The 15,919-nt window shown below is 65.7% G+C and carries 17 protein-coding genes; 14 read left to right on the top strand and 3 right to left on the bottom strand.

The window, feature by feature from the left end; all coding sequences use genetic code 11:
* Positions 1-106 precede the first annotated feature (106 nt).
* The 13 genes from H6927_03200 to H6927_03140 all read left to right on the top strand — a co-directional run bounded on the left by H6927_03200 (position 107) and on the right by H6927_03140 (position 12,836).
* Positions 107-325, top strand: a complete 219-nt coding sequence (locus tag H6927_03200; GenBank protein MCP5217096.1) for a DUF3717 domain-containing protein — start codon at positions 107-109, stop codon at positions 323-325.
* Positions 326-342: 17 nt separating this feature from the next.
* On the top strand, positions 343-2,118 hold the full coding sequence (locus H6927_03195; protein MCP5217095.1) for a tyrosine-type recombinase/integrase: 1,776 nt from the start codon (positions 343-345) through the stop codon (positions 2,116-2,118).
* A gap of 759 nt (positions 2,119-2,877) precedes the next feature.
* Entirely contained in the window at positions 2,878-3,507 is a 630-nt protein-coding gene (locus H6927_03190) for a hypothetical protein (GenBank protein MCP5217094.1), read from the top strand.
* An 18-nt stretch (positions 3,508-3,525) separates the two neighbouring features.
* Positions 3,526-5,619, top strand: coding sequence for a ParB/RepB/Spo0J family partition protein (locus H6927_03185; protein ID MCP5217093.1), 2,094 nt, complete (start codon positions 3,526-3,528; stop codon positions 5,617-5,619).
* 60 nt (positions 5,620-5,679) lie between these two features.
* Complete coding sequence (locus H6927_03180) at positions 5,680-6,717, top strand: hypothetical protein (GenBank protein MCP5217092.1); 1,038 nt, start codon at positions 5,680-5,682, stop codon at positions 6,715-6,717.
* Positions 6,718-6,724: 7 nt separating this feature from the next.
* Complete coding sequence (locus H6927_03175) at positions 6,725-7,534, top strand: hypothetical protein (protein MCP5217091.1); 810 nt, start codon at positions 6,725-6,727, stop codon at positions 7,532-7,534.
* Positions 7,535-7,765: 231 nt separating this feature from the next.
* Positions 7,766-8,230, top strand: coding sequence for a hypothetical protein (locus H6927_03170; protein ID MCP5217090.1), 465 nt, complete (start codon positions 7,766-7,768; stop codon positions 8,228-8,230).
* Between the two features lie 9 nt (positions 8,231-8,239).
* Complete coding sequence (locus H6927_03165; protein MCP5217089.1) at positions 8,240-8,548, top strand: type II toxin-antitoxin system RelE/ParE family toxin; 309 nt, start codon at positions 8,240-8,242, stop codon at positions 8,546-8,548.
* A gap of 675 nt (positions 8,549-9,223) precedes the next feature.
* Positions 9,224-10,627, top strand: coding sequence for a DUF3560 domain-containing protein (locus H6927_03160; GenBank protein MCP5217088.1), 1,404 nt, complete (start codon positions 9,224-9,226; stop codon positions 10,625-10,627).
* Positions 10,624-10,914: a hypothetical protein gene (locus tag H6927_03155; protein MCP5217087.1), complete on the top strand. Its 291-nt coding sequence runs from the start codon at positions 10,624-10,626 to the stop codon at positions 10,912-10,914. Before H6927_03160 ends, H6927_03155 begins: the two co-directional genes overlap by 4 nt.
* Positions 10,911-11,114: a hypothetical protein gene (locus H6927_03150; protein ID MCP5217086.1), complete on the top strand. Its 204-nt coding sequence runs from the start codon at positions 10,911-10,913 to the stop codon at positions 11,112-11,114. Before H6927_03155 ends, H6927_03150 begins: the two co-directional genes overlap by 4 nt.
* A gap of 489 nt (positions 11,115-11,603) precedes the next feature.
* Positions 11,604-12,437 carry a methyltransferase gene (locus H6927_03145; GenBank protein ID MCP5217085.1) on the top strand — a complete coding sequence of 278 codons (834 nt, stop codon included), beginning with the start codon at positions 11,604-11,606 and terminating at the stop codon, positions 12,435-12,437.
* A gap of 24 nt (positions 12,438-12,461) precedes the next feature.
* Complete coding sequence (locus H6927_03140) at positions 12,462-12,836, top strand: hypothetical protein (protein ID MCP5217084.1); 375 nt, start codon at positions 12,462-12,464, stop codon at positions 12,834-12,836.
* Positions 12,837-12,961: 125 nt separating this feature from the next.
* Here the strand turns inward: H6927_03140 and H6927_03135 are convergent, their stop codons facing one another.
* From H6927_03135 to H6927_03125, 3 genes are read right to left on the bottom strand one after another with little or no spacing between them, the layout of a single operon-like run.
* Positions 12,962-13,474: a hypothetical protein gene (locus tag H6927_03135; protein ID MCP5217083.1), complete on the bottom strand. Its 513-nt coding sequence runs from the start codon at positions 13,472-13,474 to the stop codon at positions 12,962-12,964.
* On the bottom strand, positions 13,471-14,211 hold the full coding sequence (locus tag H6927_03130) for a hypothetical protein (GenBank protein ID MCP5217082.1): 741 nt from the start codon (positions 14,209-14,211) through the stop codon (positions 13,471-13,473). Before H6927_03130 ends, H6927_03135 begins: the two co-directional genes overlap by 4 nt.
* The gene (locus tag H6927_03125) at positions 14,208-14,828 is read right to left on the bottom strand and encodes a hypothetical protein (GenBank protein MCP5217081.1); all 621 of its coding nucleotides are present in this window, start codon (positions 14,826-14,828) and stop codon (positions 14,208-14,210) included. The genes H6927_03130 and H6927_03125 overlap by 4 nt, the downstream gene beginning before the upstream one ends.
* Positions 14,829-15,527: 699 nt before the next feature.
* On the opposite strand from H6927_03125, the gene H6927_03120 reads away from it, so the two are divergent.
* The gene (locus tag H6927_03120) at positions 15,528-15,890 is read left to right on the top strand and encodes a hypothetical protein (protein MCP5217080.1); all 363 of its coding nucleotides are present in this window, start codon (positions 15,528-15,530) and stop codon (positions 15,888-15,890) included.
* Positions 15,891-15,919 lie beyond the last annotated feature (29 nt).

Raw genomic sequence — 15,919 nt, 5'->3', positions numbered from 1 at the left:
TTGATGGGCAAAGAGTTTTTTGGAGTGCGAAGCGCTTGTCTTCGAGGAGCGACCGCCCTGCCCTTCATGCCGTGCGTGTTTTCTCGGAGAGAAATGGAGCCTATCCATGGACAACAGCTTGAGCTTTCGGGCCATCGACGCCGCCCTCACCCGATGCATGGAAGCCCACCCGCCCGAGGGCCTGGAGCGTCGCATGCATCCCGATGCCAACACCATGGCTGGCCTGTGGGCGCAGATGCTGGTGGACCGCGTTGACACGGTGCCTAGGGCCGGTATCAACCCGGATGTCATGGCCGCCTTGGAGCGCTGGCGTGCGAGCGAATGATTTCTCGGGGAGAAAAGATGCCTGATCCCAAGAAGCTGCCGGCTTCCCCGCTGCGCCTGACGCGCGACGTGCTGGCCCACCTGCGTTCCGTGGCCGAAGGATTTCCGGTGGCCAGCTCGGCTCGGCGCTATCTGGACTGCTCGGAGGATTCGGCCGTCGCCGTGCATCGCGCGGCCGTGGACATGGCCGCCGCCGTCGCGCGACGCGCGGGCCTCGGCCCGCGCTGGCGGCTGCTGCGCGTGCAACAGCTGCCGGTCCAAGCGCTGGCAAAGCCCGTTTCCCTCGAAGAATGGGCGGAATCCAATGGCTATGACGGGTTTTCCTTTGAAGAGTTGCGCGAGATCTACGAGGCCGAGAACGGCCCCCTCGGCACCGACCGCAAGACAAAGCAGATCGAACGGCTGCGACGTGCGAGGATGGAACTGCTGCAGCAGCTGGAGGCTCACGCTGTCGAGCCGCCCTCTCTCGGCGATTCCGTTGCGGCCTGGTTCCCCGAAGACCTGGCCGTGCGACTGAAGCGTGCCGGCTTCCACTTGATGGGCGAATTGCGCACCGCCATCGTTCTGGGTGGACGATGGTGGCGAGGCCTGCCGGGCTACGGTCCGGTCAAAGCCGGACAGCTTGCAGCTCAGGTCGGCGCATTGGTCGGCTGGCCGGCCGCACCGACCTGGGCCGCTTCGACGGAAGCGCGCGACCTGGCCGAGAACGCGCACCAGTTGATCGAGCAGTGGATCTCATCCCGTACCGAGTCGGCGCAGACCGTCCGAGCTTATCGGCGTGAAACGCAGCGCTTCCTTGTCTGGCTGGTGTCGGAGAGGCGCAAGTCCTTGGGCGATGCTGGCCCGGACGATTGCACGGCCTACATCGCATTCTTGCGGGCCGTGCCCGTGGAATGGATGAGCCGGCGCAGCGCCGCCCGCTTCCGCGAAGGATGGGCGCCTTTTGCATCGCAGCCGCGCATCACCAGCCAGCGGTATGCGCTGACCGTGATCAACTCCTTTTTCGCCTGGCTCGCGCGCGCCGGCGAACTGCCGCGCAATCCGTGGGATCTGGTGAATCTGCGACTGCCCGATGACCCGGACGAGTCGCTGGATGCGTCGCGGGCTTTCACGCCCACGGCCTGGGCCGTGCTGCATGCGCATGTACCGGAACTGCCGGATGCGGCGGCTGCACGCATGCGCTGGCTGCTGGAGTTCGGCCAGGGCACAGGCCTGCGCGCGACAGAATTGCTGTTCGGGCGCAAGGCGGACATTCGGCAGCGGGACGGAGGGTATTGGCTTCGGGTTCATGGCAAGGGCGCGCGCAACCGTTTCGTGGTTGTGCCAGCATCGGCCATGAGGGCGACAAGGGCCTACTTCGGCGCGCGTGGGTTGGATTACGACCTTGCGCATCCGAACACGCCGTTGCTTGCGCACCTGAAAGCGCCAGAGCTTCCAGGGATGGATGCGCCGGAAGCAGGGCAGCTGGTTAGGAGGCCAGACGAGCAGGAGCGGAAGCAACGTGGCTACCTCAGCTATTCAACACTCGCTCCGGCTTTCCAGCGGTTTGTACGGGCTGCGCTGCGGGCATCCTCACTGTCACATGAGGAACGGGAAGACGCACGTCACGCTTCGCTGCATTGGCTGAGGCACACGCATGCGACACGTGCGGCCGAAGCCGAAGTGCCGCCCGACGTGCTTCAGGCCAACCTGGGCCAAGCCGATCCACGCACAACTGCAGGCTACTACCGCGCCCAGGAGCAGCGCCGCCAGCGGCAGATGGAGCGTGCTTTCGGCTCGGCTGAAGGCGGTTGATGAAAGCAGTTCTGGAGCGTCCCTCATGAGTATTCGTACCTGTACGAATACTTTTCAACTTCCATTCGGGAGAGCCGGCCCTGACCCCTGGGCGCTGCCCGCTGCGCGGTCACCGGACGCCCGCGCGCCCTTCGGGCGCTTTCCGCAGCTCGCCTATTCGGCTCGATCCTTCGGATTGCCGCTGCGCGGCACTGCTCCAGGCCGCCTGCGCAACGCTCATTGGGGGAAGTGCCTGCGGCACATCCCCCAGCCGCTGGGCTGACCCCCTGGGGTGAAGGCTACTGGCCGTGGGCCAGCAGCCTGGAGCGTGCCACGCTGCGCGCGGAGTGCCTGGCCAGCGGCGCCGCAGGCGCCGAGATCCACCAAGGGGAGGGCGTTTCTCGGGGAGAAACGCCAGGAGGCGCTGCGCCCTGGACCTGCACCTGCAGGTGATCCAAGGCCGAATCTGTTCATCAGGGCGCGAGGCAGGTTGTGTGCCAGCCAAGGCCGCGCCACGCGCTCGGGCGGCGGTGGCGTGCGACGGCTTCGGGAGCCCTCAGCGACGACCAACGAGGCCGCGCCCTGGGCCAGCTTGGGGCGCGAATGGGCGCTGCGCCCTGGGCGCTGGGCACGTGCGCGATTGACCGGTGACATGGGCTTCGCCCATACCCAATACCGTTACACACTGGCACATTAAAAGGTGCATTATCAGGTGTATAACAGGTTAAAATACAGGTACGGTGCAGCAATCAAGCGGTGCCGGTCATAAGGAAAATCATCATGGCTTCTAAGAAACCCCTGGCTCCGCAATCCGTCGAGCTTACCCCCAACCAAGGCCCTGCCGATCTGGATGCGGTGAACGCCGCAGCAGCCGAAGCGGCAGGCCGCGATACGGCCGATTTCCAGCCGTCCGACTTCGACCATGCGCAAGCTGCGGCGGCACCGGCCCAGGTGCCTCCCGAGTTTGAAGTCACGGTGGTGAGCATGCTCACCGGCGCGCTGTTCACGTCGCGCCCATCGCCCGACCGTGCCGACAACGCGCCGGCGATGACGGGAACCATCCAGCTGGACGATGCAGCGCTGCGCGTGCCCCTGGCCGCATTCGTCAAGTCGGCCCGCGAAACCGGCGTGCTGTATTGCGCGCTGACGGTGGGCTTCAAGGATGGCCCGCGCTACTACGGCAAGCTCTTCTCGGCATCGCACAAGAACCACCGCAACGCGCCGGACTACCACGGCTACATCTGCCTGCTGCCGGTTACTCGCAAGGGCCAGTACACGGAGCAGGAGTGGGAGGAAGCGCCGACGCTGCCGATCCACGGCTACCGCCGCCGCAATGCGTCCGACAACCGGGCGCGCATCCAACTGCTGGGCGCCCCCGTCAAGGTCGCCGACCACGAACTGCCGTTCTGAGCATTGGAGGAAGCGATCATGGCTTACGAAGAATCCAATGTGTTGAATGGCGAGGACGCAGCGGTTGTTGAAATTGACGGCAAGCTGGTATCCATCCTGTCCGGCGAGGAACGCGACATTCCCCTGAATCGCCTGCACCTGTCGCCCAACAACGTGCGCAAGAAGCACGATCCCAGCACCATCCCGGAACTGGCGGCAGCGATCATGGCCGAAGGCGGCCTTCTCAATCCGCTTGCGGTGATCCCCGAGAAGATCAAGGGCAGCAAGGGCGACCACGGGGTGGTTGCCGGTGGGCGTCGGCTGGCAGCGCTGCACTACCTGGCAGAGCACGCCGCCGTGCCTGCTGATGTGCCGGTGCGCTGCCGCGTGTTCGATGCCGAGCGCGGCGTGAGCGTCAGCTTGGTCGAGAACGCCACTCAGGAGCCCATGCATCCAGCCGACCAGCTGGAAGCATTCAAGCGGCTGGTGGATGAAGGGAAGACGGCAGGCCAGATCGCGGCCGCCTACAACCTTTCGGCCCTGACCGTCGAGCGCCGGTTGAAGCTGGCACGCCTCGCGCCGGAATTCCTCGATATGTACCGGGCCGACCAGATCGAAATGGGACAGCTGCAGGCGCTTGCCCTGACCGATGACCATGAAGAACAGCGGCGTGTCTGGAATACGCTTTCGCCGTACCAGCGATCCGCGCACTACATCACGCAGATGCTGACGAACGACGAGGTGAGCAGTACATCGGCCATCGCGCGTTTCGTCGGCCTGGAGGCCTACCGGGAAGCCGGCGGCGCGGTGCGGGCAGACCTGTTCACGGGGGAGGAAGGCTCGTTCTACATCCAGGACGGCGCGCTGCTCAACAGGCTGGCCCTCGAAAAGCTGGAGGCCCAGGCCGAAGAAATCCGGGCCGCAGGCTGGAAGTGGGTCGAAGCGCGCATGAGCTTTCCCTACCATGAGCGCAGCGCCTTCGGGAAGCTGGAACCGAAGCGGCGCAAGCCCACCACCGAGGAAAAGGCAGAAATCGACCGCGTGAGCGCAGATGCCGATGCGCTGCGCAAGCGCATGGACGAACTGGAAGCCCTGACCGCCTACGACGAAGAAACCGACGAGGAAGGCGAGTGGACCGACGAGCAGGAGGCCGAATATCAGGCGCTTCAGGCGCAATGGGAAGCGTTCGACGACCTGGGCGACAACATGGAGGCGGCTTTGCGCGAGTGGGGGCCGAGGCAGCGAGCCACTTCCGGCGTGGTGCTGACCATCGACAACGCGGGCCAGCTTGTCCTGGCAGAGGGTCTGGTGCGGCGCGAGGATGTTCCGCAGGCCAAGCAGGCCGCAGGCGGCGAGGGCGTGGCGGGCGGGATGGCCGAGGCACCGAAGAAGGTTCGGGCCGAGTTCAGCGCAACCCTTTGCGCGAACCTGACCGCGCATCGCTCGGCGGCTGTCGGCGCCGCGCTGACCCAGCAGCCGAAAGTGGCCCTGGCCGCGCTGCTGATGACCCTGATCGTCAACGACAAGGAGCCGTGGCAATCGTCGCCGGTGAAGGTGCGCTTCAACGACAACATGCACCAGATCGGAAACCAAGCCAGCGAATTCGGCGGCAGCAAGGCAGCGGATGCATTCGAGCACGCGGCCGGCTGGATCGGCAAGCTTCCCGCGCACGGGCCAACCCTGTTCGCAGCGCTGATGGCGATGGAGCTTGGCGAACTGATGCAACTGCTGTCTGTGTTCATCGCTCACTCCTATGAGGTGTTCTCCGGCGAGCCGAACCGCAAGGTCGGGCACGGCTACGACATGGCCCAGCTGATCGAATCGACATTGGGCTTGAACATGGCCGACTGGTGGATGCCGACGAACGAGCGCTACCTGTGCCACGTTCCGAAGGCCAAGATGATCGAGGCCGTCACGGAGGCCTGCGGTGCCGACGCGGCCAAGCCCATCGAGAAGATGAAGAAGGGCGAGGCCATCGCCGCCACGGCCGCGCTGCTGGATGGCCGACGCTGGTTGCCATCCACGCTGCGCCCGTATCCGCAAAGCACGGAGGTAGTGGAGCAGGACGAGGCCCATGAGGAAGACGAAGACCAGCATGAGGCCGATGCCCTGCCGGAGGGCGTCGAGGGCTGATGGAGGTGGCCGCAGCATGACGCTGCGGCCCTTTCTCGGCTCCCGAGCGCGGCGAATGCCATGCCTTGTCTAATCAATACATGCCAGCGCGGCACCTTGCGTGCCGCGCTCCTGGGCAAGCTGATCGTGGTTTGCTTCGGTGCCGGGGTGGACTCCACGGCGATGCTGCTGGCCTTGCGTGCGGCAGGCCTGCGGCCCGATGCGATCACGTTCGCCGACACGGGCGGCGAGAAGCCTGAAACTCTGGTCCACATCGAGCGCATGCAGAAGATCCTGCATGCGTGGGACTGGCCGCCTATCGAACTGTGCCGCGTTCGCACCCAGCCGCAAACCCCGTACACCGACCTGTACGGCAACTGCTGGACGAACGAAACCTTGCCATCGCTCGCCTTCGGGATGAAGTCTTGCAGCATCCGCTGGAAGCACGTGCCGCAGGACCAGCACCTGATGGGCGTCACGCGCGGGCCGAACCGCCGCCCGCCGCATCCGCTCTGGCTGCGCTCGCGGGCGCAGGGCCAGCGGATCGTGAAGCTGATCGGCTACGACTGCGGCCGGGCCGACCGGCGCCGGGCGGGCGCATCTTTTGCCGCCGCCCGCGCCGATGGGCCATTCGATTTCGTCTACCCGCTGCAGCTCATCGGCTGGACGCGCGTCGATTGCGTGCGCGCTATCGCCGCCGACCTGGGGCCGGACATGGTGCCGATCAAGTCCGCGTGCTACTTCTGCCCGGCTTCCAGACCGTGGGAATTGTTCTGGCTGGCCGGACACCATCCCGGGCTCCTCGATGAATCCCTTGGACTGGAGCGGCGTGCGCTCACGGGCCGGCACAGCCGATTCGATGAAGTGGACTTCGGCAGCAGCTGGGAAGAGATGGTGCGCGATGCACCGAGCTTTCCGAGCACGAAGACGACCGTGGGCCTGGGCCGCAGCTTCGCCTGGAATCACTGGGCGCGGCTCAATGGCGTGGTCGGCGATGACTTCACCGTGATCCGTGGCCAGCGGCGCCGCTTCATCCGGCTCGCCCAGCAGCTGCAGGCCGACGACAACGCACTGGACGCGCGCGCCGGCCTCCCGGCCGGCGCGGTGGACGTGAGGTGAGGCCAGCATGAACCCACCTTCCACCAATCTGCTGATCGAGCAGCTGGCCCTGTTCGGCCAGCGCTGGCATCGACGCCGGGCGTCCTATCGGCCGGCCGGCGAACCCTTCGACCCCACGCGCTGCACCGTGGTGCCCATCGAGGAGGGCGACGCCAAGCACTTCGTCTTGATGCACCATTACTCGGGAACCTACCCGGCGGCCCGGTTTCGTGCTGGCGTGTTCGTGAAGGAGCCGTTCCAGCGTGAGCGATTGGCCGGTGTCGGCGTGTTTTCGGTGCCGATGAACCAGCGCGTGATCCCCAGCTACTTTCCGGCACTCGCGCCCAATGAGGGCGTCGAACTGGGCCGGTTCGTGCTGGACGACAGCCTGGCCGCGAACGCCGAGACCTGGGCGCTGGCCAGGATGCGACGGCTGCTGCGGCAGGCGCTGCCTGAAGTGCGGGGAATCGTGGCGTACTGCGATCCCATCGAACGGCGCGACGAGTGCGGCGAACTGGTCAAGCGTGGCCACGTGGGCACCATCTACAAGGCCGGGAACGCGCAGTACCGGGGCCGCTCCAGCGCGCGCATGCTGTGGCTGTCGCCCAGCGGCGCGAGCTTCGCCGACCGCACGCTCGCCAAGGTGCGGCTCGGAGAGACGGGCGAGCGCTATGCCCTGGAGCGCCTGGCCGCGATGGATGCGCCCAGGCGATGCACGGGGGAGGGCGGCGCCGAATACATCCGGCGCCTTCAGGATGAAGGCTGGCTGCGCCGCGTGAAGCACCCTGGGAATTTCGTTTTCACCTGGCCAGATGGTCGGGCAGGAGGTGGCCCTTAAACTTGTCCTGCGCTTCGGAGTTTTCGAAGCGCGTTTTTTTGAAGCCTTACCCCGTCCATAGTGGCGGGTTTTTTTTTGTTCTCATTCAGCAATCGTACCTGTACGATTACTGAATGAGCCCGAACCTCTTCCTTTCGTTGCGAGGTATTCAAGGGCTATGTGAATGCACGTGATCTAGAAATCCTGCACAATGGAACTAGATAATGTTTGCTAACACATAAGGAGCCGACCATGCAAAGCATGACCATCGAGCAGTTGCGCGCGGCCACCCATGCCGGCGGCGTCGCCGGCGTGACCCTCAAGGGCCTGGGCGGCGCGTTCCTTGTCGAGATCGCCACGCGCAGCGGCGCTGCCGCGCTGCTCGCCAAGGCTCGCAGCAACGAGCCGCGCCGCTTCGGAAACCCTCTGGCCGCGTTGAACGTGCTGCGCGACATTGGCATCACGGTCGGGCAGTTCGACGCCAGCGCGTGGAACCCGGACGAGAAAGACGAGACACCTGGCAACCGCGGCCGGGCCGAGGCGCTGCGCAAGGCGCACCAGGCCGCCGCCTACAACCAGTGGCTGGCCGCCGAGGTGCAGGACGCGATTGACGACCCGCGCCCGAATATCTCTCATGATGACGTGATGGCCGAGATGGATGCCGACATTGCCGAGATGACCGGAAGCGCCAAGCTGCCCAAGCGAAAGGGCCCTTGAGCGCTGCCCATGACTACTGTTCAGACACCGTACCGCATTGAATGGCGGCCGAAAGCGCGCGAGGACTTGCGTGCCATCGTGCGCTACATCGCCAAGGACAACCCACTGCGGGCGCGCACCTTCGGGCTGGAACTGCGCAACAAGACGCTGCCGCTGGCCGACCATCCTTCACTGGGCCGTCCTGGCCGGCCAGGATTGCCGGCCGGCGTGCGCGAACTCGTGGTGCATCGAAACTACATCGTGTTCTATCGCGCGCTGGATGCCGCGCGCACCGTTGAAATCCTGCGGCTGAAGCACGCAGCCCAGCAAACCCCCTGAACGCTGGGCGCTGCCCGCTGCGCGGTCACCGGACGCCCGCGCGCCCTTCGGGCGCTTTCCGCAGCTCGCCTATTCGGCTCGATCCTTCGGATTGCCGCTGCGCGGCACTGCTCCAGGCCGCCTGCGCAACGCTCATTGGGGGAAGTGCCTGCGGCACATCCCCCAGCCGCTGGGCTGACCCCCTGGGGTGAAGGCTACTGGCCGTGGGCCAGCAGCCTGGAGCGTGCCACGCTGCGCGCGGAGTGCCTGGCCAGCGGCGCCGCAGGCGCCGAGATCCACCAAGGGGAGGGCGTTTCTCGGGGAGAAACGCCAGGAGGCGCTGCGCCCTGGACCTGCACCTGCAGGTGATCCAAGGCCGAATCTGTTCATCAGGGCGCGAGGCAGGTTGTGTGCCAGCCAAGGCCGCGCCACGCGCTCGGGCGGCGGTGGCGTGCGACGGCTTCGGGAGCCCTCAGCGACGACCAACGAGGCCGCGCCCTGGGCCAGCTTGGGGCGCGAATGGGCGCTGCGCCCTGGGCGCTGGGCACGTGCGCGATTGACCGGTGACATGGGCTTCGCCCATACCCAATACCGTTACACACTGGCACATTAAAAGGTGCATTATCAGGTGTATAACAGGTTAAAATACAGGTACGGTGCAGCAATCAAGCGGTGCCGGTCATAAGGAAAATCATCATGGCTTCACCTGAACAATGCGCGATCGATGCACCCGAGACGGACGCCCAGGCGCAGGCGCCGGATTACCTCGGGACGGCCACCTACAGCCCGGAAGACAACAAACTTCGGTTCTACCCGTTCGCGCGACTGTCCAAGGAGGATTATCAGCGCGCCAAGGACGCGGGGTTTTCGTGGGCACCCCGCCAGGAGCTTTTCGTGGCCCCGATGTGGACGCCGGCCCGCGAAAACCTGATGCTGAAATGGTGCGGCGAGGTGGACGACGAAGACCGCACGCTCATGGAGCGCGCCGAGGACCGGGCCGACCGCTTCGACGGCTACAGCGAGCGCCGCAGCCAGGAGGCCGACGCGGTGCGCGCCAAGGTCAAGAGCATTTCGGATGGCATCCCCTTTGGCCAGCCGATCCTCGTCGGGCACCACAGCGAGCGCAGGGCGCGCAAGGATGCGCAGCGCATCGGTGACGGCATCCGAAAGGCGGTGAAGCTGTGGGACACGAGCGAATACTGGGAGCGCCGGGCCGCAGCGGCGAAGCAGCACGCGCAGTACAAGGAGCGCCCGGACGTGCGGCATCGCCGCATCAAGGGCATCGAGGCCGACCTGCGCAAGGCCAGGAAGAACGAGGCCGAGGCGCAGGAACTGGGCCAGCTGTGGGCCGCCGAAGGTCTCGACCTTGAAAGAGCGAAGACGCTGGCCGACCGCGGTTATTTCTCGGTGAAGGAACGCGGGGAGCAATGGGGCACCTCAGCCTATACCCTGTTGACGCGCTCCGAAAACCCGTGGAACGTGGAGGACGTGGCCGCCGCGGCGATCCGGCTCTACGCCCGAGGCCTGGAGCATTCCCGGCGCTGGATCGCCCATTACGAAAACCGCCTCGCCTACGAGCGCGCCATGCTCGCCGAGGATGGCGGCATCGCGGCCGATCAGTTCGACATTCAGCCGGGCGGACAGGTGCAGGTGCGCGGCGAATGGCTGAACGTGGTCCGCGTCAACCGCAAGGAGGGCCGCATCGTCAGCGTGACGACGGATTGCCGCTTTGTCCGAGTGAAGGGCATCGAGGAGGTGCGCGACTACAAGGCGCCGAGCGCGGAGCGGGCCGCCGCCGTGCGGGCCATCACGAAGAAACCGCCATTGGCCAACTACCCGCATCCCGGCGCCGTGGAGATGACCCAGGCCGAATGGAAGCGCACCCATGCCGACTACAAGGGCACGCGCGAGGCCGGCCAGGGCGCGCGGCAGGCCGGATTCTTCAGGCCCGAACTGCAAGACCGGACCGAATCGAAGGAGCATGGACGCCATCGCGTGCGCACGGTGGTGCGCGGCGGCTCCCTGGTGTCCGTATTCCTCACAGATGCCAAGATCGTGCAGCCGCCCCAGGCCGCAGAGACCCAGGAGGCGGCAGGATGAACACGCTTCAGGCCTTGAAGCGCATCCACGCGGGCGAGCAGCAAGGCGAAAGCCTTGTGGATGCGCCCATGCTGGATGCCGCCGCGCAGGTCGCCACCGGTGCCGGCGCCCTGGTCGAACTGATCGACGCGGCAGGGGACGCGCACGCGATCCTGACCAACGTTCTTGCCCACCAGGGCGGGACGATGACGGCAGCAGATCGGCGCAGCCGGGGTGAACTGGCACAGCGGCTGCATTCCATTCTGGACGCCCTGCATGGCGTGCAGGGTTGCGGGGGTGGACGATGAACGGCACGGACCGCCCACGCATGGCGGCGACCTATGCACCCGGCACGGTGCGCGCTCGCCGGTGGCACGGCGAGGGCGATGTGCGCGGCTACCGTCCGCCCCCGGGCTGGTCGGCCTGCGCCGACCTCACCGACATCCACCCCATCACGGGCCGCGCCTTGCCGCGTTCCACGTGGTGGCTCATCGAGACGAAGGAATAGCCGCTACCGGCACCACACCCAGGCCGCCCAGGCCTGGGGAATGCGGCTGGCGTGCCGCGCTGCGCGCCGAGAACCTGGCCAGCGGCGCCACAGGCGCCGGACACCCACAAGACGAGCGCGTTTCTCGATGAGAAACGCGGGCGAATGCTGCGCCCAGGACATGCGCCTGCAGGTGATCCGGCGGGCATCTTGTTCATCAGGGCGCGAGGCAGGTTGTGTGCCAGCCAAGGCCGCGCCACGCGCTCGGGCGGCGGTGGCGTGCGACGGCTTCGGGAGCCCTCAGCGACGACCAACGAGGCCGCGCCCTGGGCCAGCTTGGGGCGCGAATGGGCGCTGCGCCCTGGGCGCTGGGCACGTGCGCGATTGACCGGTGACATGGGCTTCGCCCATACCCAATACCGTTACACACTGGCACATTAAAAGGTGCATTATCAGGTGTATAACAGGTTAAAATACAGGCATGTTAAGACAGCATGCAGAGGCAAGATTATGGCCAAACTGACGAAAGCCCAGCGCAAGGCGCATGCCGAGGCCTGCAAGATTCTGCAGAAGGATGCGCTGTCCATCGACGAGAAAATCTTCGTGCTGGAGAACTGGCACGAAGGCGCGGAGCACATGAACGGCGCGATCGGCGCGCACTTCACGCCGAGCGGACTGGCCCGCGACTTCGCCATCGATGCGGGCGGCGGGCGGCGCGTGATCGATCTGTGCGCGGGCATCGGCGGCCTGGGCTTCTGGCTGGACCTCGATGGCCGTGCGGGGGAGATGGTTTGCGTGGAGGTGAACCCGGCCTATGTCGAAGTCGGACGCAAGATCCTGCCGCAGGCGCAATGGATCTGCGGCGACGTGTTCGCGCTGCCTGATCTTGGATGGTTCGACCTCGCCATATCAAACCCGCCATTCGGGCGCAGTGCCGCGCGCTCGGCCCGGCAGGGCGCGCGCTACACCGGCGCGAGCTTTGAATATCACGTGATGGACATGGCCGCCGACATGGCCGGGCGGGGCGCTTTCATCGTTCCCCAGAGCAGCGCACCCTTTCGCCTCAGCGGCGCGCCGCACTACACCGTCACGCGAAGCGATGCCATCAGCGAGTTGTACGAGCAGACCGGCATTGAAATGGCCGCCGGCTGCGGGGTGGATACCAGTTTCTACCGCAACGACTGGCACGACGTGGCGCCACTGTGTGAAGTGGTGCTGTGCGAGTTTGAAGAAGCCCAGGCCTACCGCGAAGCGCATCCGCCGAAGTCCACGACCGCGCGGGCCGTGCGGAGCCAGCACGCGGCGGCACACGATGACGGGCGACAGGCGGCGCTCTTTGCGTGATCGCCAGGGAACGAGCCGCAAGCCATGAGGTTCCACCGTTTCGAGGCCTACCGGCCCTATGAAGTGACGCCGCGCAAGCTGTCGGCCCTGGCGCGCCGCCAGCGCGCCGAGCGCGAGGCGCTGCCCTTGTTCGCCGAGCAGATCGCGGCCGAACAGCCCAGCGCGGCAGAGGTGATGGCCCAGCGCAGCACGCAATGGACGCGCGCGTTCCGGCGCGACAGGGATCGCGCGGCCGAGCAGTGGCGGAGAGGGCGGCGCGAGCTTCGGGCACTGCCCGAAGCGCAGCGCGCATGGTTCCTGCAGTACTGGCAGCAGGAATGGCGCGGCCCTTTGACCGCGCACTATCTGCTGATGCTGCTGAACATGGCGCGCACCGGGCGGCTGCAGGACGAGCAGTAAGGCAGGCGCGCCCTGGCCGGCGGGCGGCCGGCGCGGTGGCGGCCGCTTGCGCTGGCCGTCACCGCGCGCCGCGTCCTGCGGCCGCGGCGACGAACTGACGGGCGCTTGCGCGGCCCGCCAGTCCGCTACTGCGAGCCAGCCGCCTGGATCGCGCGCTTGGCGCCTGCATCGAGCGCGGGCCACGCTTTCAGCGTGGCAGTGCCGACCTGCACGGCGGTGCGCTGCTGCACCAGGCGCGTAGTGGCGTAGGCTGCCCATCCCGAGACGCAGATCAACACCACGACGAGCAGCACGGCCAGGCCGCCGAAACGCCTGCCCGCCCTGGGCGGCGGGCCGCCCGGGCGCCGGGCGGCGCCGACAGCACCCGCCTCGATGCGGGCGGCGGCATTCTCCAGCCGCTGCGCGGCCGCCACCATGCCGCGGCCGGCTTCGCCGGCCTTGGCCAGGTCGGCGCGCACGCCCTGCACCAGGCCGCCCAGCTGCTCCAGATCCGCATCCAGCTCGGTGTGGCACAGGCGCTGCGTGTCCTGCAACTCGCCGTGTTCCCGCTGCGCCCGCTCCAGCCGCTCCAGCAGGTCGGCGAAGTCGGCCATCAAGACCTTGACGGCCGCGTCGCGGGCGGTGGTCGGCGCGTTCATTTCTTGCCGATGCCGATGATCTTCCAGACTTCGGCCAGATTCTCCTGCGCGGTTTGCGCCAGGTCCTTGTTCATCTGGCCGTCCACCGCCTCTTCCATGCCCGAAAGATCGCCCGCTGCGCGGGCCTCGGTGCGCTTCGCGCGCCAATCGGTCTTGTCCTCGGCCAGTTCGCGGATGGTCTTGCCCGAACCCTTCACGCGGTCGTACAGCTCGTTGCTGACGACCACGGCCTCGGGCTTGTAGGCGGCCCGGTTGCCGGTGGATTCGAGGTAGCCGTAGATCTGGCTGTAGGCGTCGACCAGGGACACGCCATCATTGGCGAACTGGTTGAAGACGACCCGAATGCGCTTGGGGTCAAACCCGCGCTCGGCGAGCCATTCCAGCGTGGAGATCGTGTCGCGCTGCTGCTTTTCCTGGGGCACCACGGGCACGACGATCAAATCGATCTCGTGAACGGCGCTTTTGAATTTCTTCATTTCCGCCATGAACCGGGTGACGTTGGACGCGCCCACATCGAGAATCACGTCGCCTTCGGCCATCATCAGCTCACGGAATATTTCTCGAAAGCTGGAGGCCTCGATTTCCTCGACTTCGATGCCTTGAATCGTATCGGCGTCGGAGGAATTGACCGACTCGACAGAAATGATTTTGGCGCCAGGCCGCATTGCTGCGAAAAGATGAACGGCCAGTGTGCTCTTGCCGACGTTACCGGACAGATTGATGAGTGCAATGTTCATGGTTTGTTCTTGCGTTTGATAAGTTTGCTGAAATCCTGGCGGCTGACAGCGCGTGCGCGGCGTAATTCATCAGACGCCGAGGTGAAACCGGGTTTTGCCGTTGCATCCGATTCGGACATTTTCAATTCGACGGGTCTTTTCTCCAGCTTTCCGAAAATCAGTGGCGACAGGCCCCCAGGCGCTGGTTGCGAAACTGGAGGTCTGGCCGCCAGGCGCGCGTGATGCTTGCGCATCTCGCGCGCGTACAGGTTCTCGTAGTAGGCGGGCGTCAGATCCAGACCACCGGAGGTGATCGCCACGTGGATCTGGGCATGGGAGAACCCATCCTGTCTAGCCGCATTGATCTGGTGCAGCGCCTTGGCCAGGATCGCGGCCTTCTTCTTCAGGCCCAGTTCGACGGCTCCGGCCACAGCTGCGCGGACACGGCCGAGGGCCGAGGTGGATTCGCCTGTATCGATCACTTTTGCTCTGGAAATGCTAAGAAAACGCTCTGATTGTAGTCCATGAGTTAGAGTCCAGTCCTGAAAAGTGCTCTGGAAATGCTCGGAATATGCTCTGGAAGACTGGGCGTGCCCCCCTTCGGGGGTCGTTCCCTTGCAGGTTTCGCTATCGCTCATCGCCTTCGGCGACCGCTGCGCGGCCTTCCAGGCAACTCACGCGGGGGAGGGCGAAGGGGGTGCTCCAAACGACCGGCAGTGAGGTGCTGGAGGCCGCTGCTGGGGCGTTCCAGGGCCACGCCCCAGACCCCTGGCCCACATGAGCGAGATCGACCGGCGCGCCTGAGCCGCCTGTGCACAAGCCAGGGCTCCGCATGGATATATATGCACAAGCCTGCCCAGCGACGCCCTACGGCGTCGCTGGGCCCCGGCTTGCGCACATACCCACGCTGCGCACCTGCCTTGCACACAGGGGGACGCCTACGGCCTGACGCGCTTCGCTTGCCACAGCCCGCACCAATGAAGGTGCGGGCTGGAACAGCCGGTGCCCCTGAACTGGCCTCGGTGCCTGATCTAAGCGTCGCAGAGGAAACCGAGCGCGCCAGACGAGCCTGGCACTCGACCTGGCCCGCACTTTTCGCGCCCTTGCTGCATTCCCCGGCGCTTCGCGCTGCCCTCAGACGCCCGCGACCCGGCGATGCCGGGTCGCAACCCTGGCGCGCCAGGGTTCTACACACCATACGCACCACAGGTGCCAGGTGTAAAGCGTTGTCGTGATTGGATATGTTGGGTATACTGGAGGCGTGGTTAGGTGTACTAACAGCGCATGAGTCTATATTTCATGCGGTTTTCCAGGTATACCGATAAAAAGGAAGGTGCATGTCCCGACTCGTTCAGTTCAAGCTCTCGGCGCAGGATTCAGAGAGGGCGTTCGAGGCCCTGGAGCGTTCCCCGGCGCGGAACCTCAACATGCTGGCCAAGGAGGTCTTCCTGCAGTTCCTGGCCAATCAGGATGGCCAAGCCGGGCACTTGTCTGGCATCGCCCAGCAGCTCGAAGAGATCAGGGCGCAGCAGCAGGAAATCGTCGACATGCAGCGCGCAGCCGATCCCGACACGCAGCTCAGCATGGTGGCCGCGCTCTTCCTTCTGATGTACCGATCGGTCAATGTGAATGCCCGTGCCGAACTGGATGAGATATTCAATTCCGATGCCGTCATCAACTACCTGAAACAGGAAGGTTGATATGGCACGGGCGAATAGAACTCCAGACG

It is taken from the genome of Burkholderiaceae bacterium (assembly GCA_024235995.1).
In the GTDB taxonomy this organism is placed as follows: domain Bacteria; phylum Pseudomonadota; class Gammaproteobacteria; order Burkholderiales; family Burkholderiaceae_C; genus Ottowia.
This window is presented reverse-complemented; position numbering and strand designations above follow the sequence as displayed.

Bases quoted from the DNA above. Each gene is read 5' to 3' on its own strand.
- H6927_03200 (MCP5217096.1), top strand. From the start codon at position 107: ATGGACAACAGCTTGAGCTTTCGGGCCATCGACGCCGCCCTCACCCGA.
- H6927_03195 (MCP5217095.1), top strand. From the start codon at position 343: ATGCCTGATCCCAAGAAGCTGCCGGCTTCCCCGCTGCGCCTGACGCGC.
- H6927_03190 (MCP5217094.1), top strand. From the start codon at position 2,878: ATGGCTTCTAAGAAACCCCTGGCTCCGCAATCCGTCGAGCTTACCCCC.
- H6927_03185 (MCP5217093.1), top strand. From the start codon at position 3,526: ATGGCTTACGAAGAATCCAATGTGTTGAATGGCGAGGACGCAGCGGTT.
- H6927_03180 (MCP5217092.1), top strand. From the start codon at position 5,680: ATGCCTTGTCTAATCAATACATGCCAGCGCGGCACCTTGCGTGCCGCG.
- H6927_03175 (MCP5217091.1), top strand. From the start codon at position 6,725: ATGAACCCACCTTCCACCAATCTGCTGATCGAGCAGCTGGCCCTGTTC.
- H6927_03170 (MCP5217090.1), top strand. From the start codon at position 7,766: ATGCAAAGCATGACCATCGAGCAGTTGCGCGCGGCCACCCATGCCGGC.
- H6927_03165 (MCP5217089.1), top strand. From the start codon at position 8,240: ATGACTACTGTTCAGACACCGTACCGCATTGAATGGCGGCCGAAAGCG.
- H6927_03160 (MCP5217088.1), top strand. From the start codon at position 9,224: ATGGCTTCACCTGAACAATGCGCGATCGATGCACCCGAGACGGACGCC.
- H6927_03155 (MCP5217087.1), top strand. From the start codon at position 10,624: ATGAACACGCTTCAGGCCTTGAAGCGCATCCACGCGGGCGAGCAGCAA.
- H6927_03150 (MCP5217086.1), top strand. From the start codon at position 10,911: ATGAACGGCACGGACCGCCCACGCATGGCGGCGACCTATGCACCCGGC.
- H6927_03145 (MCP5217085.1), top strand. From the start codon at position 11,604: ATGGCCAAACTGACGAAAGCCCAGCGCAAGGCGCATGCCGAGGCCTGC.
- H6927_03140 (MCP5217084.1), top strand. From the start codon at position 12,462: ATGAGGTTCCACCGTTTCGAGGCCTACCGGCCCTATGAAGTGACGCCG.
- H6927_03135 (MCP5217083.1), bottom strand. From the start codon at position 13,474: ATGAACGCGCCGACCACCGCCCGCGACGCGGCCGTCAAGGTCTTGATG.
- H6927_03130 (MCP5217082.1), bottom strand. From the start codon at position 14,211: ATGAACATTGCACTCATCAATCTGTCCGGTAACGTCGGCAAGAGCACA.
- H6927_03125 (MCP5217081.1), bottom strand. From the start codon at position 14,828: ATGAGCGATAGCGAAACCTGCAAGGGAACGACCCCCGAAGGGGGGCAC.
- H6927_03120 (MCP5217080.1), top strand. From the start codon at position 15,528: ATGTCCCGACTCGTTCAGTTCAAGCTCTCGGCGCAGGATTCAGAGAGG.